This is a genomic window from Alteromonas sp. Cnat2-8 (genome assembly GCF_022348355.1).
GTDB classification, from domain to species: Bacteria; Pseudomonadota; Gammaproteobacteria; order Enterobacterales; family Alteromonadaceae; genus Alteromonas; species Alteromonas macleodii.
Genome location: NZ_JAKREX010000005.1, coordinates 219,664 through 240,829 on the forward strand (window position 1 = coordinate 219,664; position 21,166 = coordinate 240,829).

The 21,166-nt window shown below is 45.1% G+C and carries 22 protein-coding genes; 9 read left to right on the top strand and 13 right to left on the bottom strand.

All coding sequences use genetic code 11. The features are described 5' to 3' along the window. Positions 1 to 67: 67 nt before the first annotated feature. From MHN00_RS14540 to MHN00_RS14550, 3 genes are read right to left on the bottom strand one after another with little or no spacing between them, the layout of a single operon-like run. Complete coding sequence (locus MHN00_RS14540) at positions 68 to 1,399, bottom strand: ATP-binding protein (RefSeq protein WP_239301568.1); 1,332 nt, start codon at positions 1,397 to 1,399, stop codon at positions 68 to 70. Further along, positions 1,396 to 2,070, bottom strand: a complete 675-nt coding sequence (locus tag MHN00_RS14545) for a response regulator transcription factor (RefSeq protein ID WP_239301569.1) — start codon at positions 2,068 to 2,070, stop codon at positions 1,396 to 1,398. The genes MHN00_RS14540 and MHN00_RS14545 overlap by 4 nt, the downstream gene beginning before the upstream one ends. Before the next feature lies 1 nt (position 2,071). Beyond that, the gene (locus MHN00_RS14550; protein WP_014948937.1) at positions 2,072 to 2,341 is read right to left on the bottom strand and encodes a PepSY domain-containing protein; all 270 of its coding nucleotides are present in this window, start codon (positions 2,339 to 2,341) and stop codon (positions 2,072 to 2,074) included. Positions 2,342 to 2,972: 631 nt separating this feature from the next. Here MHN00_RS14550 and MHN00_RS14555 point away from each other — a divergent pair. Beyond that, a complete protein-coding gene (locus MHN00_RS14555; protein ID WP_239301570.1) occupies positions 2,973 to 3,437 on the top strand; it encodes a pyridoxamine 5'-phosphate oxidase family protein in 465 nt (154 codons plus the stop codon). Between the two features lie 334 nt (positions 3,438 to 3,771). Here MHN00_RS14555 and MHN00_RS14560 read toward each other — a convergent pair whose 3' ends face one another. The 7 genes from MHN00_RS14560 to MHN00_RS14590 are packed head-to-tail and all read right to left on the bottom strand — an operon-like array spanning position 3,772 to position 10,878. Then, a complete protein-coding gene (locus tag MHN00_RS14560) occupies positions 3,772 to 4,071 on the bottom strand; it encodes a YciI family protein (protein WP_061094662.1) in 300 nt (99 codons plus the stop codon). 4 nt (positions 4,072 to 4,075) lie between these two features. Beyond that, positions 4,076 to 4,885 carry a tryptophan synthase subunit alpha gene (gene trpA, locus MHN00_RS14565; RefSeq protein WP_239301571.1) on the bottom strand — a complete coding sequence of 270 codons (810 nt, stop codon included), beginning with the start codon at positions 4,883 to 4,885 and terminating at the stop codon, positions 4,076 to 4,078. After that, the gene (gene trpB, locus MHN00_RS14570; protein WP_014976090.1) at positions 4,885 to 6,066 is read right to left on the bottom strand and encodes a tryptophan synthase subunit beta; all 1,182 of its coding nucleotides are present in this window, start codon (positions 6,064 to 6,066) and stop codon (positions 4,885 to 4,887) included. The genes trpA and trpB overlap by 1 nt, the downstream gene beginning before the upstream one ends. Before the next feature lie 20 nt (positions 6,067 to 6,086). Then, positions 6,087 to 7,496, bottom strand: coding sequence for a bifunctional indole-3-glycerol-phosphate synthase TrpC/phosphoribosylanthranilate isomerase TrpF (trpCF, locus tag MHN00_RS14575; RefSeq protein ID WP_239301572.1), 1,410 nt, complete (start codon positions 7,494 to 7,496; stop codon positions 6,087 to 6,089). Then, positions 7,489 to 8,520, bottom strand: a complete 1,032-nt coding sequence (gene trpD / locus MHN00_RS14580; RefSeq protein ID WP_014948943.1) for an anthranilate phosphoribosyltransferase — start codon at positions 8,518 to 8,520, stop codon at positions 7,489 to 7,491. Before trpD ends, trpCF begins: the two co-directional genes overlap by 8 nt. Then, positions 8,513 to 9,145 (bottom strand): aminodeoxychorismate/anthranilate synthase component II, encoded by a 633-nt coding sequence (locus MHN00_RS14585; RefSeq protein WP_101563971.1) that lies wholly within the window; start codon positions 9,143 to 9,145, stop codon positions 8,513 to 8,515. The genes trpD and MHN00_RS14585 overlap by 8 nt, the downstream gene beginning before the upstream one ends. After that, positions 9,142 to 10,878: an anthranilate synthase component 1 gene (locus tag MHN00_RS14590; RefSeq protein WP_239301573.1), complete on the bottom strand. Its 1,737-nt coding sequence runs from the start codon at positions 10,876 to 10,878 to the stop codon at positions 9,142 to 9,144. Before MHN00_RS14590 ends, MHN00_RS14585 begins: the two co-directional genes overlap by 4 nt. 278 nt (positions 10,879 to 11,156) lie before the next feature. Here MHN00_RS14590 and MHN00_RS14595 point away from each other — a divergent pair, with 278 nt between their 5' ends. From MHN00_RS14595 to dkgB, 6 genes are all read left to right on the top strand, one after another. After that, on the top strand, positions 11,157 to 12,014 hold the full coding sequence (locus MHN00_RS14595; RefSeq protein WP_187446823.1) for a PHP domain-containing protein: 858 nt from the start codon (positions 11,157 to 11,159) through the stop codon (positions 12,012 to 12,014). 226 nt (positions 12,015 to 12,240) lie between these two features. Next, complete coding sequence (locus tag MHN00_RS14600; protein ID WP_014948946.1) at positions 12,241 to 12,861, top strand: L-threonylcarbamoyladenylate synthase; 621 nt, start codon at positions 12,241 to 12,243, stop codon at positions 12,859 to 12,861. 224 nt (positions 12,862 to 13,085) lie between these two features. Further along, positions 13,086 to 13,949, top strand: a complete 864-nt coding sequence (locus MHN00_RS14605; protein WP_014976096.1) for a segregation/condensation protein A — start codon at positions 13,086 to 13,088, stop codon at positions 13,947 to 13,949. After that, a complete protein-coding gene (gene scpB / locus MHN00_RS14610; RefSeq protein ID WP_014948948.1) occupies positions 13,936 to 14,529 on the top strand; it encodes an SMC-Scp complex subunit ScpB in 594 nt (197 codons plus the stop codon). Before MHN00_RS14605 ends, scpB begins: the two co-directional genes overlap by 14 nt. 40 nt (positions 14,530 to 14,569) lie before the next feature. Continuing rightward, the gene (rluB, locus tag MHN00_RS14615; protein WP_239301574.1) at positions 14,570 to 15,466 is read left to right on the top strand and encodes a 23S rRNA pseudouridine(2605) synthase RluB; all 897 of its coding nucleotides are present in this window, start codon (positions 14,570 to 14,572) and stop codon (positions 15,464 to 15,466) included. A 228-nt stretch (positions 15,467 to 15,694) separates the two neighbouring features. Next, complete coding sequence (gene dkgB / locus MHN00_RS14620) at positions 15,695 to 16,498, top strand: 2,5-didehydrogluconate reductase DkgB (protein WP_239301575.1); 804 nt, start codon at positions 15,695 to 15,697, stop codon at positions 16,496 to 16,498. Between the two features lie 222 nt (positions 16,499 to 16,720). Here dkgB and MHN00_RS14625 read toward each other — a convergent pair whose 3' ends face one another. Both MHN00_RS14625 and MHN00_RS14630 read right to left on the bottom strand, forming a co-directional pair. Then, positions 16,721 to 17,284, bottom strand: a complete 564-nt coding sequence (locus tag MHN00_RS14625; protein WP_239301576.1) for a sugar O-acetyltransferase — start codon at positions 17,282 to 17,284, stop codon at positions 16,721 to 16,723. 40 nt (positions 17,285 to 17,324) lie between these two features. Next, positions 17,325 to 17,996: a hypothetical protein gene (locus MHN00_RS14630; RefSeq protein WP_239301577.1), complete on the bottom strand. Its 672-nt coding sequence runs from the start codon at positions 17,994 to 17,996 to the stop codon at positions 17,325 to 17,327. Positions 17,997 to 18,537: 541 nt separating this feature from the next. On the opposite strand from MHN00_RS14630, the gene MHN00_RS14635 reads away from it, so the two are divergent. Together MHN00_RS14635 and MHN00_RS14640 are read left to right on the top strand one after the other, a co-directional pair. Further along, the gene (locus MHN00_RS14635; protein ID WP_239301578.1) at positions 18,538 to 19,032 is read left to right on the top strand and encodes an arsenate reductase family protein; all 495 of its coding nucleotides are present in this window, start codon (positions 18,538 to 18,540) and stop codon (positions 19,030 to 19,032) included. Between the two features lie 12 nt (positions 19,033 to 19,044). Further along, on the top strand, positions 19,045 to 20,331 hold the full coding sequence (locus MHN00_RS14640; RefSeq protein ID WP_239301579.1) for a DUF445 family protein: 1,287 nt from the start codon (positions 19,045 to 19,047) through the stop codon (positions 20,329 to 20,331). A 115-nt stretch (positions 20,332 to 20,446) separates the two neighbouring features. Here the strand turns inward: MHN00_RS14640 and tmpT are convergent, their stop codons facing one another. Further along, positions 20,447 to 21,100: a thiopurine S-methyltransferase gene (gene tmpT, locus MHN00_RS14645; RefSeq protein WP_239301581.1), complete on the bottom strand. Its 654-nt coding sequence runs from the start codon at positions 21,098 to 21,100 to the stop codon at positions 20,447 to 20,449. Positions 21,101 to 21,166 lie beyond the last annotated feature (66 nt).

Below are 21,166 nucleotides of genomic sequence, written 5' to 3' on the forward strand. Positions count from 1 at the left end.
TATTTGAGGAATTGAAAGCTAAAGGGGTTAACGATCATGCACAAACTTCGTTGTACTTTTTAAAGCACTATTCGTGATTGGGAAATTGAATAACGATACGAGCACCGCCAAGCGAACTGTCCTCGATGAGCATTCTACCTTCGTAGATTGAAACTAAATCGGCCGCCAACGCCATCCCTATTCCGTGGCCTTCTGTATAGGTATCAAGTCGAGTTCCTCGCTCTAACAAAAGCACCTTTTTGTCGTCAGGAATACCAGGGCCGTCGTCTTCTACTTTAATTGTTAGCCAACCAGCACGCTTCGACGCTGATACGATAATTCTATTGGTCGCTGCTTTGCATGCATTGTCTAGAAGGTTGCCACATAGTTCCATGAAGTCGGTCTCGTCTCCTTTAAACTGAGTATCCTCATCCAGTTCAAACTCTATAGTAAGGGCTTTATCTTGGTAGACCTTGTCCATTGCATCGGCAAGCTTGTGCAAAATGGGTAATATATAGATTGCTTGTTGCCAGCCAGATTTTCCAGCACTCGCTCTTTTCAGCTGGCGTTTAATGATTCGGTCAATTTGCTGTAATGCTTCGTTTACCTCAGTAGGTAAATCGCTAGTGCCCGATGCTACTGCCAAAGGCGTTTTTAAACTATGTGCTAAGTCTCCTAAACTGTTTTTATATCTCGCCCTTTGGGCGGCCTCAGTTTGAAGCAAACCATTAATGGATTGTTTTAAGGAATCGAATTCAACGGGATAGCGTGATTCTAACTGGCGTTTATGTCCACTTGAGGCTTGTGAAATTTCGTCAATTAACTTCCTAACAGGAAGAAGTACTAGGCTAATCCCGATAATAATAAAAATTAGGAGCGCTATACAGAGCGTGAAAATCCACTGCCACGTCGTGTCTAAGAACGTATTCCGCTCTGCTTCAAAAAGTGCTTTATTGTTAAATATATAAAACCGAACAGGCTCGAAGTCTCTACTTGAAGCAAATTCCGCAGTAAAGGCGTATACAAAAAACTCGGAATCTTCTTCAAACTTAGGTGTATGAGAATCCAAAAATAACTCGTTACCGACTGCAACGTCTATCTCAGGTGGTGAAAAGGTATATTCAAGAGCTGAGGCTGACTGCCAAATTACTTCGTCTCGAAACACAATCACGCCAAGATAACCTGATCCCGGAAGGTTTAACTGCTCTTCGTATAAAATTTCAGGCATATAGGGCAGGTCGCCATCTAACTCGAAAGCCGATAATAGACCTAAGTTCATCAACCTAAGCTCACTCATCTTGGCTTGCGTAAGGCTATCAGTATATGCCTCGTCTAAAATGACAACAGTAAAGGGCGCAAATAACGCTAGAAGAACAATCGCTAGAAAGATACTCCGAAGACGTAGCGACAATTGCCTCATAAACTTCTATTTATCCTATAGCCTCTACCTCGAAGGGTTTCGATTGGCTTTAACTCACCGGTCGGGTCCAGCTTTTTCCGCAGTCTTCCAACGAAAACCTCTATGACATTACTATCTAAATCGAAATCTTGGTCATAAATGTGCTCGGTTAGCTCTGTTTTTGAGATGACCTTTTGCGGGTTAAGCATAAGGTACTCCATGACTTTGTATTCGTAAGCTGTTAGATCCAGAGCTTGACCGTTTAACGATAGTTCTTCACTAACGGTATCCAGTGAGATAGGGCCGAACTGAATGGTTGGGTTCGCTTGTCCTGAAGCTCGTCGAATTAGTGCTTTTGTTCGAGCAAGTAACTCTTCGTTATGAAAGGGTTTGGTGAGGTAGTCATCGGCTCCGGCATCAAGGCCTTCCACTTTCTCTTGCCATCTATCTCTAGCAGTTAAAATGAGTATAGGGCAGGAAATATCAGCTTGACGGGCTTGTCGTATAACCTCAAATCCGTCTAGCTTTGGCATGCCGATGTCGACGATAGCCAGGTCATAGCTATATTCTTTAATGAGAAAAAGCGCGTGCTCACCATTATCTGCGAGGTCTACGCTATAGCCATTTTGCTGAAGGAGCGCATCAAGCTGGGTTAATAATCTGCTATCGTCTTCGGCTACGAGGATACGCATGTTAGTCCTTATCTTTATTTGTTTTTACCTTGCCTGAGCGTTTGTCTACATCTACTGATACTACTCGCCCTGACTTTTTAAGTACTTTTACCCGGTAGTTTTTTGAGGTCTGTTCAACTTTTAGGACGCGTCCATTTACAGCAACGCGAGCACGCTCAGCAGCTTCGCTTTTTGATATATCGCCGCCAGAGTCTTGAAACGCCAAAGCTGGCGCTGTGTTAGACAAAGCTAACACTAAACAAACTACTGCAACACGAAGCGATAATTTCATACAACCTCACAATTATTATCCCACTCAGGCCAAACTACAGATAAGTATAACTTGGTTAACTGAACCCATTCTGAACTAGGTTTAGTCTACCTTGCGGAGCAAAAGCTGTATATAAGCCTTAAGTAAATGGCATTTACGAAAGAGCAAATATTGTGGACAGACACTTAGTTGCTAAGAGGCCACAAGTCAAAATGAGAGTGTCTGTCCACAACTCTATTTCTAAGCTTCAAAGTGACGCATATATTTAAGTGCTCTAGTTAGTAAGTCATATTGAGTAATCTTTACTCCTACTTTGAAAAAGTGTCTGTCCACTTTGTTGATTGTTATTAAGGGGGACCAATGTTTATTGTGCAAACGAGTGACTGTCCACGGTTTTTGTAAATTAGTTCTCAACGCTCATATGGATGTATGAGTGTGTGTCCAAAGCTGTACCTAACTAGTGTGTAGTGAAGAGCTTACGTTTCTCAATAACTCTTTTGGCAGCTGAGCGGGATGATATTGACTTTTTTGGCATGCCACGTGCGAGGCATAAGCTTCAGATGAATCAATAAAATGAAAATAAGGCGTTTAGTTCAACTACTCCATTCAATAGTAACGTCGGACAGGCACTTATTTTCAACAAGGAGGAGCTATGTCTAGCGATATTAAGAAAACAATGTGGAAAGCAATGTCAGATAGTCCAAAAGTCATGGTAAGTCTGGTAGGTGAGGATATGCATGCCGAGCCTATGTACGCCCAGCTTGATAAAGACGCTGATAGCGAGTTTTGGTTTTACACTAGTCGAGACAACCGCATTGCTAAAGGTGGAAAAACCATGGTTCATTTTGCATCCAAAGGTCATGATGTATTTGCTTGTATACGAGGCAACCTCACTGTTGAATCACGTAAAGAGGTGATTGATAAATACTGGTCTAATCCAGTAGAAGCATGGTTCCAGAAAGGTAAAGATGATCCTTCTTTATTAATGCTTCGCTTCGAACTTACAGATGCAGAAGTGTGGGATGCAGACCCTTCACTCAAAGGCATGTTTAAAATGCTTACTGGTAAAACGGTAAAGCCAGAAGAGATGGGGGAACACGAAAAGGTCGATCTCTAAACGCAGTATAATGGGCCAATTTTATGACGAAGCTTCGAGGCGCTCGGACACATACTTAGAGGAGCGAGTGTCTGTCCACAAGAGATTGTTTATTACGATTGTTGGCTGATTATTAAGTGACTGTCCATTATCAACAGTATGAAGCTTGGCAAATAATTACGAGTGTGTGTCCTCATTAGTTTAGTAAATGAGTGACTGTCCACACTAGTTCGATAAATAAGTGTTAGCTTCATTATTGTTGAAGCAACAAAAAAGCCCCTTAAAACCGGAGCTATTCGGTCTCAAGGGGCTTTCGTTATTTATCGCAGTTTGCTACTTAGCGTTTAGCTAAAAACTAAGGCAAAACCCTTTTGTAAGGTTTAACAACAACACTTTCGTAAACACCTGCTTCGATGTACGGGTCAGCGTCTGCCCATGCTTGAGCAGCTTCTAGTGAATCAAACTCTGCGACTACTAGCGAACCAGTAAATCCGGCCGGACCTGGATCTGGGCTATCTACAGCAGGGAAGGGGCCTGCCATAACTAAACGGCCCGCATCTTTTAATGCATTCAGACGTTCAAGGTGAGCAGGTCGCGCCGCTAGGCGTTTTTCTAGGCTGTCCGCCACATCGGTTGCACAAATCATATATAGCATACGTTTATCCTTTTGCCGTAGCTGCTTTCATGCTTTCAACAAAGCTGCCGAGCTCGCTTAGCATTTTGTGACTGTCCGATAAATTGGCAGCGATAATATTCACTGTCGCCGAGCCTGAAATTGCGCCAGCGGCACCAGCGTCAATAGCAGATTTAACCTGTTCCGGTGTAGAAATACCAAAACCTAACAATGCTGGTGCTGCTTTGTGTTTGTTCAAGCGCTCAATAAGCTCTGAAGCAGGCACGTTTGCGGCAGTTTCTGCGCCAGTAACGCCAGCACGACCCAGCAAATACGTGTAACCTTTCGAGTATTCCCCGATTTTTTCCATGGTTTCGTCAGTAGCATTAGGTGGTGCAATCAGAATTTGTGAAATGCCAGTGGCTTCGGCTGCTTTTTGAAAAGGTGCTGCTTCGCGAATAGGAACGTCAGCGACCAAAATTGAGTCAACGCCTGCCTCTTGCGCTTTATTGTAAAAATTTTCGATGCCTTGGGCCATTACTAAGTTGCTGTACAGAAGCAAGCCGATAGGCACATTAGGATATTTTGCGCGAACACGTGAAATAACACCCAAGCAATCTGCTACCGTCACCTTGTTATTTAATGCGCGAATAGCAGAAGCTTGAATCGTGGGGCCATCAGCGATGGGGTCAGAGTAAGGTATACCTAACTCAAGTGCGTCAGCACCGCTTTCTACTAGCTGGCAAATAATGGCTTCAGATTGCGCTAAATCGGGGTCACCAATCATTACGAAAGGTACGAAAGCGCCTTGGTTCTTTTTATCAAGCCCGGCAAACATTTGTGCATATCTATCCATTATAAATCGTCCCCTAAAATGTTGATAACGTGCGCTAAATCTTTGTCGCCACGACCTGATAAGTTAACTACGATGATGGTTTCTTCTTCCGCTTCATCTGCCATATTAAGCGCGTGCGCTAAGGCATGCGACGATTCAAGGGCAGGAATAATACCTTCTTTTCTTGCAAGCAATTGGAATGCGTTCAGCGCTTCTTCGTCGGTGGCGGCCACGTATTCCGCTCGGCCAATGTCGTGAAGATAAGCATGCTGAGGGCCAACAGCAGGGTAGTCCAGACCAGCTGATACTGAGTAGCTCTCTTCAATCTGGCCTTCTTTGTCTTGCATAATGAAGGTGTAAGCGCCGTGAAGAATGCCTTTTGTACCCGTCACGATAGTTGCGCCGTGCTCTTTGGTGTGCACACCTTTACCCGCAGGCTCAACGCCAACTAGGCGTACAGATGGCTCATCAATAAAGTCTGCAAACATACCGATAGCATTTGAGCCTCCGCCCACACATGCCACTACTGCGTCAGGTAAGCGACCTTCTTTTTCCATAATTTGTGCACGAGTTTCTTCACCGATCATACGGTGATATTCACGAACAATAGTCGGGAACGGGTGTGGGCCCGCGGCTGTGCCTAACAAATAGTGCGCTTTATCATAGTTTGCCGACCAGTCGCGCATGGCTTCGTTTACGGCATCTTTAAGCGTACCAGAACCGGCATTCACAGGAATAACTTCTGCGCCCATAAGCTTCATTCGAAACACGTTTGGCGCTTGACGCTCAACGTCTTTCGCACCCATATAAATACGTGCTTTTAGTCCCAACAATGCACATGCTAACGCGGTTGCAACACCGTGCTGGCCTGCGCCAGTTTCGGCGATAACTTCTTTTTTACCCATTCGCTTAGTCAGCAGCGCTTGGCCCAACACCTGGTTAGTTTTGTGAGCGCCACCGTGTAGTAAGTCTTCACGCTTTAGGTATAACTTTACCTTTGGGTTACTTACCAGATTGCGAGTTAACGTCATTGACGTTGGGCGACCGGCGTAGTCTTTTAACAGAGATAAAAACTCTTCGTTAAATGTCGGGTCGTCCTTGGCATCTAAAAATGCTTTTTCCAGTTGGTCTAGTGCTGGAATAAGTAGCTCGGGCACGTACATGCCACCAAATTCACCAAATTTTGTATCTAACTGGTTCATTACGTTGTCCTGTATTTAAATTAGTAACGGCGGCAAATGGCAAAAAGCGCGTCGAGTTTTTCTTCGCTTTTCACACCGGGTGCGGTTTCCACGCCTGAATTCACATCAATAGCACCACAGCCGGTTGCAATAGCTTCTGCAACATTCTGGGCGTTAATACCGCCAGCAAGCACTAACTTATGCTTCGCTTCGATATCGTTTAATAGCTGCCAATTGAACGCTTCGCCTGTACCGCCTTTGGCATCACCCACTTGGCAATCCAGAAGAACTCGGCTTACAAGGCTATTATTTAAGTGTCTGTCCACTGATTCTGGTAGTTCGTCAGAAGAGGTTGCTTTAACACCTTCGACTTTCCAAATTTCACAACCTTCTGGAAGCTTGGCAGCAAGCGCTGAAATGTAGGTGTCATCTTCGCTGCCGTGAAGCTGCACGGCAAAAAGGTTGAGCGAAGCAGCGAGTGATGCCACTTCATCAATGTCGTGATTAACGAACACGCCAACAAAAGCACCGTCAATGCTCTGCGTTATAGTCAAAGCCTGTGCTTCGCTCACACAGCGTGGCGATTTTTCAGCGAAGATAAGCCCGCCAAAGCTAGCGCCTTTATCAAACGCCATTTGCGCTTGTTCGGGGTTGGTAAGTCCGCACACTTTAACTGCGCCATTCACTAACGTTTTCACAGCGCGTGGTAGGTCAGACTCTGCCATTAACGCACTGCCCACCAAAAAGCCTTGGGATACAGGCGCTAAACGAAGCACGTCTTGGTGTGTGTATATGCCCGACTCTGAAATAACCACGTAGTCGTGCGTGGCTTTTTCAAGCATGGGCACAAGGCGTTCGGTTGTGGCTAAATCAGTAGAAAGGTCGCGTAAGTTGCGATTATTGATACCAATGATGTTGGCTTCAAGGGCAATAGCGCGCTCCATTTCTTCTTCATTACTTACTTCGGTAAGAATGTCTAATGACAGAGCATTGGCAACGCTTGCCAACTCGCGATATTCGTCATCATTTAGCACACTAAGCATTAATAGCACTGCGTCGGCATTATAGTGACGGGCTAGATACACTTGATAGGTATCTACGAAGAAATCTTTGTTAAGCACAGGCTGAGCAACACGCTCAGTTACATAAGCTAAGTACTCAAATTTACCTTGGAAGTACTTCTCGTCTGTCAGCACAGAAATACCGGCAGCATAAGGCGTGTAAGCCGCTAAGATCTCGTCTAAATCGAAATGCTCTCGAATTAGGCCTTTTGAAGGCGATGCTTTTTTGCATTCGAAGATAAAGCCTGCGTTTGGCTCACTAAGTGCGGCAAATAAACTCTTCTCGGAAGGAACTAGATTCGCCTTGAAGCTTTCCAGCGGCAGTGCATCTTTGCGTGCGGCCACTTCTTCTCGTTTGTCTGCAACAATTTTCTCAAGCACATTAGCCATTCGTGCTTACCTCCTGAGTAATTTTGGCAACCTTCGTTAATAACTGCATGGGTAACCCTTCGGCCATAGCGTTCATCGCCATTTCAGCCCCTTCTTTGAAGGTTGAGGCTTTGCCGGTTACTTTCAACAGTGCCCCGCAGTTCATGGCGATAGCGGCACGGTGCGCCTCTTTACCTTCGCCGTTTAGCGCGGCTTCAACAAATTGTCTGTTTTCTTCAGGTTCACCGCCCTCAATCGCAGAAAGAGGATAATGAGGTAAACCGAAGTCTTCGGCGGTAACGGTAAGCTTGCGAATATCGCCATGCTCAAGGTCGTAAATCATTGATTCGCCGTGAAGCGCCAGTTCATCCAAGCCATCGCCATGCACTATCATTGCGCGGTGTTGGCCAAGCAGCATAAGGGTTTTTGCGTAAGGTTCAAGCAGTTCAGGAGAGTATACGCCGAAAACGCCATGAGTTGGACCCGCCGGGTTTGCCAGCGGCCCCAGTATATTAAATAAGGTTCTGGTCTTCATCGCAGCGCGCACGGGGGCTGCGTGGCGCATACCGGCGTGATAAACCGGTGCAAAAAGAAATGTGAAATTTGCTTCATCTAAGCACTTGCGGGATGTTTCTGGGCTAATTTCTAAATTAAGACCAAACTGGCGAAACAAATCAGCAGAGCCAGACTTACTCGATACACTGCGATTACCGTGTTTCGCCACCTTCACGCCACAAGATGCGGCAACTACACCGGCTGCACTGGAAATATTAATGGTGTTGTGGCCATCTCCGCCTGTACCAACGATATCTGCAAACTCATAAGACGGTGTGGGAAAGGGCAGTGCATTGGCAACCATGGCACTCGCGGCACCCGCAATTTCGCTGGGCGATTCTTTTTTCATTTTCAGCGCAGTCAGCACTGAAGCAATCATCACCTCGCTTTGCTCACCGTGCATGATGCTGTTAAACAAGCTGTATGCCTCGGTTTGCGACAGTGATTCTCGCAACATAATTTGTTCTAGTAGAGGGCCTGCGTTAAGCATGGTTCGCTCCCTGTAACGTTAAATAGTCAATACTTTGCTTTAACAGCAAACTGCCGTGGGCTGTTAAAATAGATTCTGGGTGAAATTGGAAACCCAACATGCGATCTTCGCTGTTGTAAACTGCCATTACGGCCTCACTGCCGTCATCGTTTATTGTAGATGCGCAAACAGTAAGGTTTTCAGGCAATGAATGTGCCACTAAAGAGTGGTAGCGTGCGACATGTAAGGGCTGCTGTAAGCCTTTGAACATAGCATCTTCAGAATGAGTAATGGCAGAAGATTTGCCGTGCATAACTTGGCTGGCGCGACCTACGGTGCCGCCGTAATGCTCAACAATAGCTTGATGGCCTAAACAAATACCAATTACGGGGAACACGCCGTGTACTTTTTTAAGTAGCTCAGGCATACAGCCAGCTTCACTTGGTGCACCTGGGCCTGGCGACAGCATAAGAAGCACGGGGCCTTTCGTTGCTTGTTCCTGCATTCTTTCAAACAGAGCATTTGCTGAAACCGTGTTGCGATAGACTTTAATGTCTAGGTTTAAGGTGCGCAGTTCGTCCACAAGGTTGTAGGTAAATGAGTCTACATTGTCGAGCAAAAATAGGGTGGTCACTTGCTGATTCATGCGTTGCCTCCTTCATTTAACGCAACGTTGATACTTTCAGCTTCTTCTTGTAGTGCTGCTTTTACTGCGCCAATTACCGCTTGCGCCTTAGCGCGAGTTTCATCAGCTTCAGCTTGTGGAACCGAGTCATATACTACACCTGCACCCGCTTGAATATAGGCCGTACCGTTTTTCACAAACGCTGAACGAATGACAATACAAGTGTCCATATCGCCTTGACCATTCAAGTAGCCAACCGCGCCGCCATAACTGCCGCGGCGTTTTTTCTCAACTTCGCGAATTAACGTCGCTGCGCTTACTTTTGGTGCGCCGACTAGGGTGCCCATATTCATGCAGGCTTGATAAGCGTGCAGTGGATCTAAGTCGTCACGTAGCTGGCCAACCACGCGTGACACCAAGTGCATCACGTGAGAGTAACGGTCAACTTTTAGCAAGTCTTTCACATAGCGCGTACCTGGGCGACTCACTTTTGCAACATCGTTTCGGGCAAGGTCAACCAGCATAATGTGCTCAGACTTTTCTTTGGTGTCTTCGCGAAGGTTAAGCTCAATGCGGCTGTCTAAATCTCTGTCGATACTGCCATCAGGGCGCTTGCCACGTGGACGGGTACCGGCAATCGGGTAGATCTCTACCTGATTGCTTTCTCTTTCGTATTTAAGCGCTGATTCAGGAGAGGCGCCAAATATGCTGAAAGCGGCATCTTGCATGTAAAACATGTAAGGGCTTGGGTTTGATTCTTTAAGTTTAGCGTAAGCAAGTAGCGGCGATGGGCAGGGGAGAGAGAATGTGCGCGAGGGCACAACCTGAAAAATGTCGCCGGCTAAAATGTGCTGTTTTAAGTCCAGCACATGGTTGCAAAACTGTTCATCACTTAAATCAACACTCACTTCGACGCTTGGGTCAAAAGAAGAAAGTGACTGTCCGTTTTCGGTTTCGTTTGAGTTTTCTGAGTCGGAAACGAGTGACTGTCCGCTTTGTGCTTCACTTTCTACATCAACAATCTTTGCTGTATTTGCACCTACTAGCACTGGTTCAGCGGGCATATCGTGTAGCTGCTGATGAATTGCTTCTAAGCGCTGAGCAATGGCAAAGTATTGCTGGGCAACGTCTTGTCCGCTAAAAACACTGCCAATTAAATGTGTCTCGCGGGTTTGGTGGTCAACGGTAATTAAGGTCTCTGCCAAGTAAAACACAAAGTCTGGACAGTCATTTTCACCTTCTGCAACATCGGGTAGTTTTTCAAAGCCTGCTAGCATGTCGTAGGCAAATACACCGCCTAAGAAAACCGCGTGGGGATGTTGGCGGATTGGTGTAATCTTATTGATAACAATGCGAAGCGCGTCCATTACGCTTGCGGCCTTTAAGCGGCTGTCTTCGTCAAGTTCACCGTCAGCCTCATCACACACCAACGTAATTGAAGTGTCTGTCCTTTCTTTGATGTGTAGGCCGTCAGGGGCGTGGTCAACAAATAAAGGTAACACTGAAGCGCCGTTGCCTGTCAGTGCTTTCACTTCAACGCAGTTGCCCCGGCATTCCATGCGCAGTGCTGCGTCAACCATTAACAAGCTTTGTAAATCGTCTTTAGAATCAATTTCTGCCGACTCTAAAAGCAATGCGTTATTTTTATTGCCACAAAGGTGGGCAAACGCGGCAAGTGGATCATCGACATAGTGTCCCACCTGCTCAATTGTCTCTACCTTACCTGGAGAAATCCCCAGTTCCGCTAAACTCATTTTTGCTACTCTCCAACTGCAAAAAGACAAAAAAAAGGCCCGTATAAACGGGCCTTTATGTGTATTCATTCACGCACTACAGTGCACACCGCCCGTTAAGTTAGGGAGTGCCACCACCAAGCTGCAACTGTCATTGCTGTTGAAATATTGTATGAATGCATGAATTACTCGTTGTTTTTCCAAACTTCAATAGGATTTGAAGCGGTTAGTACGTATACTTTGTGTGTATAGAAGAAAACAAATTGCCGTTTGTGTCAACCTAAAATTTGCATAAGACATTGAAAATAGATCTACACAGTCATACAAAATTCTCTGATGGCCACCTAACGCCAGAAGAATTAATCCTTCGCGCACACACCATGCAGGTGGATGCGCTTGCCGTTACCGACCACGATACCGTAGCCGGTTTGGAAGAAGCACATGCTACCCAATCGAAGCAAAAACGTGCTTTAACCATTATTGATGGTGTTGAAATTTCCACCACTTGGCACAGTTTCGATATCCATATAGTTGGATTAAATGTGGACAGACACTGCCCAACGTTTCTTGAGCGGCTGCAAGGCCAGTCTCAAACCCGAGAAGCCCGAGCTGAAAAAATTGCTGATAAGCTCGAAAAGTGTGGGTTTGAAGGTGTTCTAACGCGAGCAAAAGCGCTAGCGGGCGTTGGCCAGGTGACACGGGCGCACTTTGCGCGCGTATTAGTAAACAACTACGGTGTGCCAAGTATGGACGCCGCGTTTAAGAAGTATCTTGGCAAAGGCAAACGAGCTGCAGTTAAAGCAGAGTGGCCAAGTATCGAAACGGCTATCGAGTGGATACACGATGCAGGTGGACAAGCAGTACTGGCTCATCCTGCTCATTATGATATGACAGCGAAGTGGCTACGGCGTTTGGTGGCCTTGTTCGAACAAGCCGGTGGCGATGCCATTGAAACTGCGTTTCCAGGTATCAATAAAACCAAACAAGAGCTTATTAATGAGCTTGCACAAACCCATCAGTTACTAGCATCGGCGGGCTCTGATTTTCACTTTCCGTCTCGTTGGACTGAGCTGGGTAAGAACCTCGGCATTAGCAGTAAGCTCACACCCGTATGGCATAATTGGAAACAATTTGAAGGGCTGACGGCTGAAAGCTAAGAAAATCTAATTTGCTAAGCTCTGGGTATAAATGGGCAAGGTAAGGCAAATGGTTCACGTACGGTTGATGAGCGCTATAGCTAATTAAAATGCCGAGAGTTGGTTGGTAAAAAGCTTAAAAGCGAGTTTTACCCACGAGCTTAACCAGCAAGCTTTACGAGTGGACAGACACTTGCCTCGTTGGCAAAGTAGTATCGTTCTGCGCGTTTAAGAAAAGGAAGTAATTATGAGTCAATTTTTCTATGTGCACCCCGACAACCCGCAAAAGCGCCTTATTAGTCAGGCTTGTGAGTTAATTCGAGAGGGAGCAGTGGTGGTGTATCCGACAGACTCAGGCTACGCCATAGGTTGCCAAATGGAAGACAAAAAGGCGCTTGAGCAGTTGTGTCGTATTCGTCAAATCGATAAAGATCACAACTTTACCTTAATGTGTCGAGACATGTCTGAGCTATCAATTTACGCAAAGGTAGACAACACGGCGTTCAGGCAAATTAAGAACAACACACCAGGGCGATACACCTTCGTGTTGAAAGCGACCCGCGAAGTACCAAAGCGTTTGCAAAATCCTAAACGTAAAACCATAGGTATTCGCGTGCCCGATAACGCCATTGCACTTGCATTATTGGAAGAGCTGGGCGAACCATTGATGTCTACGTCTTTGATTTTGCCAGGTAACACCATGGCTGAGTCAGACCCAGATGTCATTCGCGACAACTTAGAAAAGCAAGTAGGGCTTATTATTCACGGTGGTTACATTGGAGAGCAGCCCACTACCGTGGTTGATTTGTCGGAAGACACGCCGGTAATTGTGCGACATGGCACGGGCGATCCGTCTCCCTTTGAGTAATTTTCGTTTTACTGTTTTTTTGAACAGATAGTTGTAGATAGCCTATTTTAACTAGTTTCTTTTGCTTGTTGCAGGTGAAAGTTATAGTAGGAAACCGTAAGCTATGTTGCGAGGGCCTGTAGCGCTTCGGTTTGCAGCGAAGCGCTGCAAGTTCTCGCGTGAACGCGTAAATAATAATATCAATAATCGCCGCTTTGCTAGCGCGTAAAAACGGTTGTGGAACTGTGTCAGAGCTTGTTGAAGAAAATAATAACGATAATGATGCCTCTGTTGAGAAGAGGCTTTCGACACCTGTTCAGCAGCCGTTGCCACTTGCGTTTATTAATGGCGAAGCGCTAATTGAAAAGCCTGAAGATCTCTTCATTCCCCCCGATGCCCTAGAGGTCATATTAGAAACCTTCGAAGGGCCGCTCGACTTACTACTTTATCTTATTAGAAAACAAAAGTTTGATATCACCACACTGCCCATCGCTGATGTTACCAAGCAGTATATGGAGTATGTGGATGCCATGATGTCGCTAAAATTAGAGCTGGCGGCAGAGTACTTGCTGATGGCAGCCATATTGGCAGAAATTAAGTCCAGGCTTCTATTGCCTAAACGCAGTGACGATTCCGACGAAGAAGAAGACCCTCGAGCAGAGCTTATTCGCCGATTAAAAGAATACGAGCTAGTAAAGCAAGCGGCAGAAGATTTAGATATTCAGCCTAGACTTGAACGGGATATTTTCACCACTCACGTTGAACTAAGTGAGAATGTGGCGCCAATTCGCATTGAGCCCGATGTATCTTTAGCTGAAATTGTATTGGCGTTCAGTGCGGCCATGAAGCGCGCTGAAGCGTTTGAACACCATACTATTGCACGGGAAGCACTGAGCACGCGAGAGCGCATGTCGCTCATCTTGTCGTTACTCACAACAACAGAATATACGCCACTTGAACGCCTATTTACCGTTGAAGAAGGTAAAGCTGGGGTAGTGGTTTGCTTCTTAGCAATTTTAGAATTAGTAAAAGAACAGCTAATTTTATGCATTCAGGCAGGTCCTTATGCAAAAATTCATGTAAAATTAGGTGCCCATGAAGAAAATTAACACGGCTCAGCTTAAACAATTGGTAGAGGCAGCAATATTTGTTGCTGATAAACCTATTTCAAAGCAGCATTTAAAAGAAACGGTACTCAATGAGTTTACCGTCGCTGATAGAACCTTGAGTAAGGTGATTAACGAGCTAAAGTTAGACTATCAGCCAAGAGGCATTCAGCTGGTGGAAGTAGCTAGTGGCTATCGCTTTCAATCGTTAGATGCGTTAAGCCCGTGGTTAAGCAAATTGTGGCAGGAAAATGCGCCAAAGTATTCTAGAGCAATGCTCGAAACCTTGGCACTCATTGCCTATCGTCAACCTATAACCCGCGGAGAAATAGAGCAGGTCAGGGGCGTGGCGGTAAGCAGTAATATTATAAAGACACTCACAGAACGAGACTGGGTAAAGGTAGTGGGCCACAAAGAAGTGCCTGGGCGACCAGCACTTTATGCAACTACCAAAGGCTTCTTAGACTATTTTTCGATGACGTCGTTGAGCGATTTGCCCAATGCTGATGCTTTCGAAAACATGGCTGAAAGCGTTGCGTCAGACTCGCCGCTTAAGGTGTTAAATGAGGCACCGTCCGAATAGACCGTGCGACCGTAAACAAGCAATTAAAGAGTGAAAACCCATGACTGAGAAGTTGCAAAAAGTACTGGCTAACCAAGGGCTAGGCTCGCGACGAGAAATGGAACGTTGGATTGAAGAAGGCCGAGTATCGGTCGATGGCACCAAAGCAACATTAGGAGATAGAGTCGACCACACCGCACAAATCCGTGTTGATGGTCATTTGCTATCTCGTCAAACAGAACAGCCAATTTGCCGAGTGTTGATGTACAACAAACCCGAAGGTGAATTGTGTAGCCGTCACGACCCTGAAGGTCGCGATACGGTATTTGACCGTCTACCCGCTATTCGACTAGGGCGCTGGATCACCGTTGGTCGTCTAGACATGAACACCAGTGGCCTGCTGTTATTCACTAACGATGGTGAACTAGCCAATCGCCTAATGCACCCTAAGTGCGAAGTAGAACGCGAATACGCAGTACGTGTATTCGGTGAGGTAACAGGCAAAACACTACATACCCTTCAAAAAGGTGTAGAGCTGGAAGACGGCGAAGCAAAGTTCCTGACAATTTCAGGTGCGCCTACGCCGCAGCATGCTGAAGATGAAAGCATGAACCGTTGGTACAACGTAACGTTGAAAGAAGGGCGTAACCGCGAAGTGCGTCGTCTTTGGGAGTCGCAGGGCGTGCAAGTTAGCCGCTTGATCCGCGTTAAATATGGCCCAATTGAACTGCAGAAGCGTCTACCGCAAGGTGCGTGGGTTGAACTAGGATTAGAAGACGTGAACGCGCTTCGTAGCCATGTTCAACTGCCGGATGAAACGCAAACTATGGTTAATGTACGCCAGGGCAAACTTGACCACGCGCGTTTAAGTCGCATGCGTCGCTCGGTTAAAAAGCATAAAGTGCGTAAGCAACAAGGCTTAAATAAACGGCCTGGGCGTCCCGCCAAACGTAAGTAATGTCTTATTTATCCATCACGTGTAAGTGATTACTCAAAGCCGCAAGCGTTCGCTAGCGGCTTTTTTATTTTAGTGACGTGTATTCTTCAACTTAATCACTAAGTTTGTTTCCCATTTAATTCTGATTTCAGTCTCGATGATTACGATCTTCTTTCTAAGCGATGGCGTAGCAAAGTGTGAAGCTGCTACGTCAAGTAGGTTAAGACCAACACGGAAAAGGAGAAAGTAATGAAAGATATGCCTCAGTTAGGAATGGGAACGTTTCGATTGAAAGGTGACGAGGCCCGTGAGTCAGTAAGTAAAGCGCTAGAGGTTGGTTTCAGACACATTGATACCGCACAATTTTATGACAACGAAGCACAAGTTGGCGATGCCATAAAAACCAGCGGGCTTGATAGAAGCGAACTGTTTGTCACCACAAAGGTGTGGCACGAGTCATTGGGCGATGCTCATTTTATTCCAAGTGTTCACGAAAGCTTAGAAAAGCTGAAGCTAGAATATGTTGATTTGCTTCTTATCCATTGGCCATATCCTGGTAATGATATTTCACTCGAAAGTTACTTAGGCAATCTTGCGAAGGCGAAAGAGCAAGGGCTTACTCGTCATATTGGGGGGTCTAATTTCACTATTGATTTGTTAGATAAGGCCGAAAAGGTTCTTGGTAAAGGCGAGATTTACACCAACCAAATTGAAATCCATCCTTTCATGCAAAATAAGAAAGTTGTTGAAGCGTGTAAGGAAAAAGGCATAAAAGCGACTGCATATATGCCATTTGCGGTAGGAAAAGTAATGAAGGACGAAACGTTATTGCGAATAGCGCAAAACCACGATGCGACGCCGGCGCAAGTTGTTCTGGCGTGGATGGAGAAACGTCACATTTACGCAATCCCTTCATCAACCAGTAAAGTACACTTGGCGGAGAATTTAGCTTACGGTGGTGTACATTTAACTGATTCAGAGCTCGCGCTTATTGATGATCTTGATAACGGCGACCGAATTGTAAACCCAGATTTTGCTCCAGACTGGGATTAACGATTTATAGAGCGCGTTTGTCTTTAGACTACTAACGGAATAGCGTTTAATTTTACCTAGCTCTGTGTACTAGGCTAAAACTAGGGGCCGCCTTTGAGGTACTAATGGCGGCCCTTGAAGAGTCTTTGAATTACGGTTCAGATTAAATCGATAGATGTGACTTGGTATGGACTCGTGTAAAGGTGCTTTTTAAGGCATGTGATACCGAAAACATCACATGCTCTATTCGGCTTGCTCTATTTCTTTGATGACTTTGGCAGGGTTACCACCAATGACCACATTGTCCCCAAAAGACTTAGTTACCACCGCGCCAGAGGCCACAACCACATTGTCTCCCAACGTTACGCCAGGGTTTATGACCGCCATACCACCAATCCAGCAATTGTCGCCAATAGTAATGGGCTTGGCGAACTCGATGCCGGTTGCCCTTTGTAAAGGATCTAATGGGTGCGTAGCGGTGTATAAACCGACTTGAGGCGCAATCATGCAGTTATCACCTATCGTGACCTTCGCTGCATCTAAAATCACACAATTGAAGTTAGCGAAAAAATTTTCGCCTACGTGAATATTTTCGCCGTAATCACATTTGAATGAAGACTCGATGTAAAGCCTTTTTCCAGTACTACCAAACAGCGCTTTTAGTAGTCTCGTACGCTTTTTGTGGTCACTTTGACAAGTTGTGTTGAGCTCGTCTAATTGCATACGGCATTGCTTGCGCAATGCCGATAATGTTTTGTCTGACGGAAAGTATAAATCGCCAGCAAGCATCTTTTCTTGTTCAGTCATGCATTTCCAGAATGTTAGCTTAAATGATTAAGCCAATACGTTACTGTGCACTGCCGTAGCTTACAATGACTTTTTGTTTTAGTTCATCGCTTTCAATGTCTAGGTTAACAGGGCGGTGCAAAACAATGCTGCCGTCTACAGTAACCGATGCACTAATCGATAGGGTTGGTTTGTTGTCTGATTTCTTGCCCCAAGCGCTTTCACTTTCCTTATATACGATATCGCCTAAAACGTGAGAAGAGCCAGATAAAGTAATATCGCCGTTGAGTGTTTTGATGTGTTTTTCAATGGTTGTATCGACGGCTGTTATGTCTCCATTCACTGTTTCAACGCTACCGCCAATTGCACTTTGCGTAGGAAGCGTAACATTTCCATTCACGGTCTCTACACCCTTAAGCACATTGAGGTGTGAAGCTGCACTTACATCGCCATTTACAATATCGATATTTCGGACAGACACATGGCTACCCATTTCAAGATTTCCGTTAACGATGCTGACTTCATCCGCGCCACCATGATCGCTAATTTCCACATTGCCATTAACAGAAGAAATATCACCAGCGTGTTTCCCTTCAGCTATGTCAATATTGCCTAGAATAGAACTGAAATCGCTGCCTTCTAATGCGCTAGCGTCGCCAACATGGATAACGCAGCCAGTAAGCAAAGAGGCTGAAAGCAACATAGCTGCACTAGCAATAATAGACTTTTTCATATTCTTTTATCCTTGATTGTTTCATAAATACTTAATAACACGCTTTAACGGTATTGATATCAAACACAAATTTTGTTGTGCATTTATAAAATACATATCACGTATCATGCCACTCTTAAAAAGCATTTAAAATCAAAAGGTTATTTTAATATGCTAAAGGGGGTAGACTGCATCAATGGTGTAATAACTAATTTTATAGTTTCATCTGCCACCGGATGGCGAATTTGACCATTTTGTACCACATGGCTCTAAGCTCAGAAGGGATTTCAGAAGGGGACAGACACTCGCTTGAAGAAATTATTTAAAGAAATGGACAGACACTCAATGTGAATACATCTTTTTGGTTACAAGCTGCTTTTTTGAGTGTGTGTCCGAGAAGTACAGGTAGCTATTTGAGTGTGTGTCCAAGAAGTACTGGTAGCTATTTGAGTGTGTGTCCAACGAGTACAGGCAAGGTTTTAGCCTTTGCGAGTGTCTGTCCTCGAATTTTAATAGTATGTTGGTATATGTGGTTTTTACTTTTTAGTGAGGTTAGGTGGAGATGATAAAGATTTATCACAACCCAGAGTGCGGCACGTCTAGGAATGTACTGGCGGTGATCAAGGCCGCTGGGTATGAGGTGCAGGTTATTGAGTATTTACGTGTTGGGTGGGAACGTGAACAACTAACTTATTTATTGAATGCAGCTAACCTTAACCCTCGACAAGCGCTTCGCACAACAAAGTCGCCTGCTGCTGAATTAGGGTTACTTGATGAAACAGTGAGTAACGAAATCATCTTTGAATTGATGCTGGAACATCCCGTTTTAGTGAATAGGCCTATTGTTTGCATTCCTCAAGATGAATATGAACACTCAGCTTCTTTGACCGAACAGCTGAAGAAGGGAAAGACGGTTTCTAATAACCTTAAAGAAACAGTAAAGCTATGCCGCCCAAGTGAGGTAGTACTGGATATTTTACCTTTATGGCCACAAGGCCCTTTTGCTAAAGAAGACGGCACATCACTTATAGATCAGTACGGTAGACGAGTAATTTAAACGGAGCAGTTTATGCAGGAAAAGTACACGCAGTTGAATAAGGCTAAAAGGCTCGCATTGGCCTGTTTGATTTTTGCCGCAAGTGTATTCGTCTTAACCGTATTACTCCCCAAGTTTTGCACGGGTTTGCAAGGTGTGTGGTGGTTAGGGCTTATTAAGATGGCGAGTGAAGCTGCCCTTATTGGTGGTCTTGCTGACTGGTTTGCTGTGACCGCCTTATTTAAGCCCATTCCTGCGCAGTACCCTATTCCTCACACCAATATCGTGGCTAGCAACAAATCCGTTATTGCTAATAATTTGTCATTGTTCGTTAAAGAGAAGTTCTTTCACCCCGAGGCAATAGAGAAGCTAATTCGGGATAGCGACCCTGCTAAGGGTGCTGGAAGGTGGTTGTCACAGGACAAAAACGCTACCCGTTTAAGCCGCTTTTTATGTGATGCTTTTGCAGGTGTTCTGCGCGTGCTTGATGATAAACCGGTAAAAGCATTTATCGCTAAAACCGCCCAAAAGGGCATTAACCAACTCGATCTTAGGCAATTAATGGCTACTTCGTTAGGCGCTGTAACAAAGGAGCGTCAGCACCAGGTCGTACTTGATAGGGTACTGGGGAAACTAGCGAAACTGCTCGCAGAGCCAGAAACCCAAATTTACATAGCAGATACGTTAGTGGTCTGGCTGAAAACCGAATACAGTAGAATTGAAAAGCTACTTCCTTCTAGCTGGCTAAGTGAGCAGGGTGCACTGATTGCTGTTAAAGCGGTTTCGAGTATTTTAGACGACATATACGAAGATGAGCATCACCCCATACGCCACGCATTTGACGAACAAGTGCATGAGTTCCTATATGAGTTACAACATAGCCCGTTAATGGAGAAAAAAGTTAACAGCTATCGTGAAAAAATCATTAATGACCCAGCGCTAAACGCGTATGTTCAGCAATCCTGGTCTAAGTTTCATCAATGGCTCTTAAAATCCCTTGAAGAACAAAATGGTAAAGCAGAAACAAAGGTGTCGGCCCTTCTAAAAGACTTGGGCACTACGTTGACCCAAGACAGTGAATTAGCCATGGCGTTCAACAAACACATAGGCGAAGCAGCTAAATATATGGCACCTGAATTGGCTGAGTTTCTGACCCGTCACATACGCGACACCATAAATAGCTGGGATGAACGCGAAATGGCTGAGCAGGTGGAATTAAATATCGGTCGCGACCTTCAAAAAGTACGAATTAATGGCACAATTGTAGGGGGACTAATAGGTGCGTTGTTGTTTGGCGTAGAGGCGCTGCTTGGCCTCTAGTCGACATGTAACGCACTGCTTTACCGAGTTGCTCGAGACGTACTTTGTGAAATTAAGCCGTAACTTGAACACCTTTTTTAACGATATTTGTTTGAAGTAAGCATCAGCAAAATGTCTATTTCGCCGTAAGCGCAAAGACCAAATTGTCAGCATCTACTTTGCCTTTTAACCCGCCTTCAAGTGTAGAGCGCTCAAGCCTTTTAATGTTGTAAGCCGCTGAGTAAAGAGCATCTACGGTTTTTTCATTCACACTAAAAGGCGGGCCCGCCATTTCGTTCTGATCATATTCAAAAGAAATAATAAGCTGCGGCGCACATTTCGTGATAGCCATAAGGTGAGCCGCGTATTTTTCGCGAAGCGGGCTGGGCAATGCTACTAATGCCGCTCTATCGTAAACACCCGAAACGTCGCCTACATCGCGAGACGTTAGTTTAAAAATATCACCAACGTAAACGGTTAAACCGTCTTTGGTATAAACTTTGCCATTGGTAGAGGTAGTGACAGTGGGAGTGACACCTAGCTCTTCAAATAGCTGTATAATCGCAATTTCACTAAGTTCAGCACCGACGACTTCGCTACCTTGCGAGAGTAGCCAACTTATATCACGGGTTTTGCCACACAGCGGAACGAAAACACGCGTTAACGATGAGCTAGCGTAATTGTGGCTAAGCAGAGAAGACGCATACTTCATCAGCAGTGTATTTCCAGCAGGTTCATGAAATCCAATTTCATTTTTTTGCCATTTACTATGCCAAAAACTATGCTCCATTTAGACCTCTACAATAAGTAAAAAGCTTCGAAAAATAAGTGTTTTAGTAAAAGCTATACATACAAA

Excerpts from the sequence above, each read along its gene's own strand:
- MHN00_RS14560 (WP_061094662.1), bottom strand. The coding sequence starts at position 4,071 with ATGCTATATATGATTTGTGCAACCGATGTGGCGGACAGCCTAGAAAAA.
- MHN00_RS14590 (WP_239301573.1), bottom strand. The coding sequence starts at position 10,878 with ATGAGTTTAGCGGAACTGGGGATTTCTCCAGGTAAGGTAGAGACAATT.
- MHN00_RS14585 (WP_101563971.1), bottom strand. The coding sequence starts at position 9,145 with ATGAATCAGCAAGTGACCACCCTATTTTTGCTCGACAATGTAGACTCA.
- trpA (WP_239301571.1), bottom strand. The coding sequence starts at position 4,885 with ATGGATAGATATGCACAAATGTTTGCCGGGCTTGATAAAAAGAACCAA.
- MHN00_RS14635 (WP_239301578.1), top strand. The coding sequence starts at position 18,538 with ATGATAAAGATTTATCACAACCCAGAGTGCGGCACGTCTAGGAATGTA.
- MHN00_RS14550 (WP_014948937.1), bottom strand. The coding sequence starts at position 2,341 with ATGAAATTATCGCTTCGTGTTGCAGTAGTTTGTTTAGTGTTAGCTTTG.
- trpB (WP_014976090.1), bottom strand. The coding sequence starts at position 6,066 with ATGAACCAGTTAGATACAAAATTTGGTGAATTTGGTGGCATGTACGTG.
- MHN00_RS14555 (WP_239301570.1), top strand. The coding sequence starts at position 2,973 with ATGTCTAGCGATATTAAGAAAACAATGTGGAAAGCAATGTCAGATAGT.
- MHN00_RS14545 (WP_239301569.1), bottom strand. The coding sequence starts at position 2,070 with ATGCGTATCCTCGTAGCCGAAGACGATAGCAGATTATTAACCCAGCTT.
- MHN00_RS14600 (WP_014948946.1), top strand. The coding sequence starts at position 12,241 with ATGAGTCAATTTTTCTATGTGCACCCCGACAACCCGCAAAAGCGCCTT.
- dkgB (WP_239301575.1), top strand. The coding sequence starts at position 15,695 with ATGAAAGATATGCCTCAGTTAGGAATGGGAACGTTTCGATTGAAAGGT.
- MHN00_RS14640 (WP_239301579.1), top strand. The coding sequence starts at position 19,045 with ATGCAGGAAAAGTACACGCAGTTGAATAAGGCTAAAAGGCTCGCATTG.
- MHN00_RS14540 (WP_239301568.1), bottom strand. The coding sequence starts at position 1,399 with ATGAGGCAATTGTCGCTACGTCTTCGGAGTATCTTTCTAGCGATTGTT.
- rluB (WP_239301574.1), top strand. The coding sequence starts at position 14,570 with ATGACTGAGAAGTTGCAAAAAGTACTGGCTAACCAAGGGCTAGGCTCG.
- scpB (WP_014948948.1), top strand. The coding sequence starts at position 13,936 with ATGAAGAAAATTAACACGGCTCAGCTTAAACAATTGGTAGAGGCAGCA.
- MHN00_RS14625 (WP_239301576.1), bottom strand. The coding sequence starts at position 17,284 with ATGACTGAACAAGAAAAGATGCTTGCTGGCGATTTATACTTTCCGTCA.
- tmpT (WP_239301581.1), bottom strand. The coding sequence starts at position 21,100 with ATGGAGCATAGTTTTTGGCATAGTAAATGGCAAAAAAATGAAATTGGA.
- trpCF (WP_239301572.1), bottom strand. The coding sequence starts at position 7,496 with ATGGCTAATGTGCTTGAGAAAATTGTTGCAGACAAACGAGAAGAAGTG.
- trpD (WP_014948943.1), bottom strand. The coding sequence starts at position 8,520 with ATGCTTAACGCAGGCCCTCTACTAGAACAAATTATGTTGCGAGAATCA.
- MHN00_RS14630 (WP_239301577.1), bottom strand. The coding sequence starts at position 17,996 with ATGAAAAAGTCTATTATTGCTAGTGCAGCTATGTTGCTTTCAGCCTCT.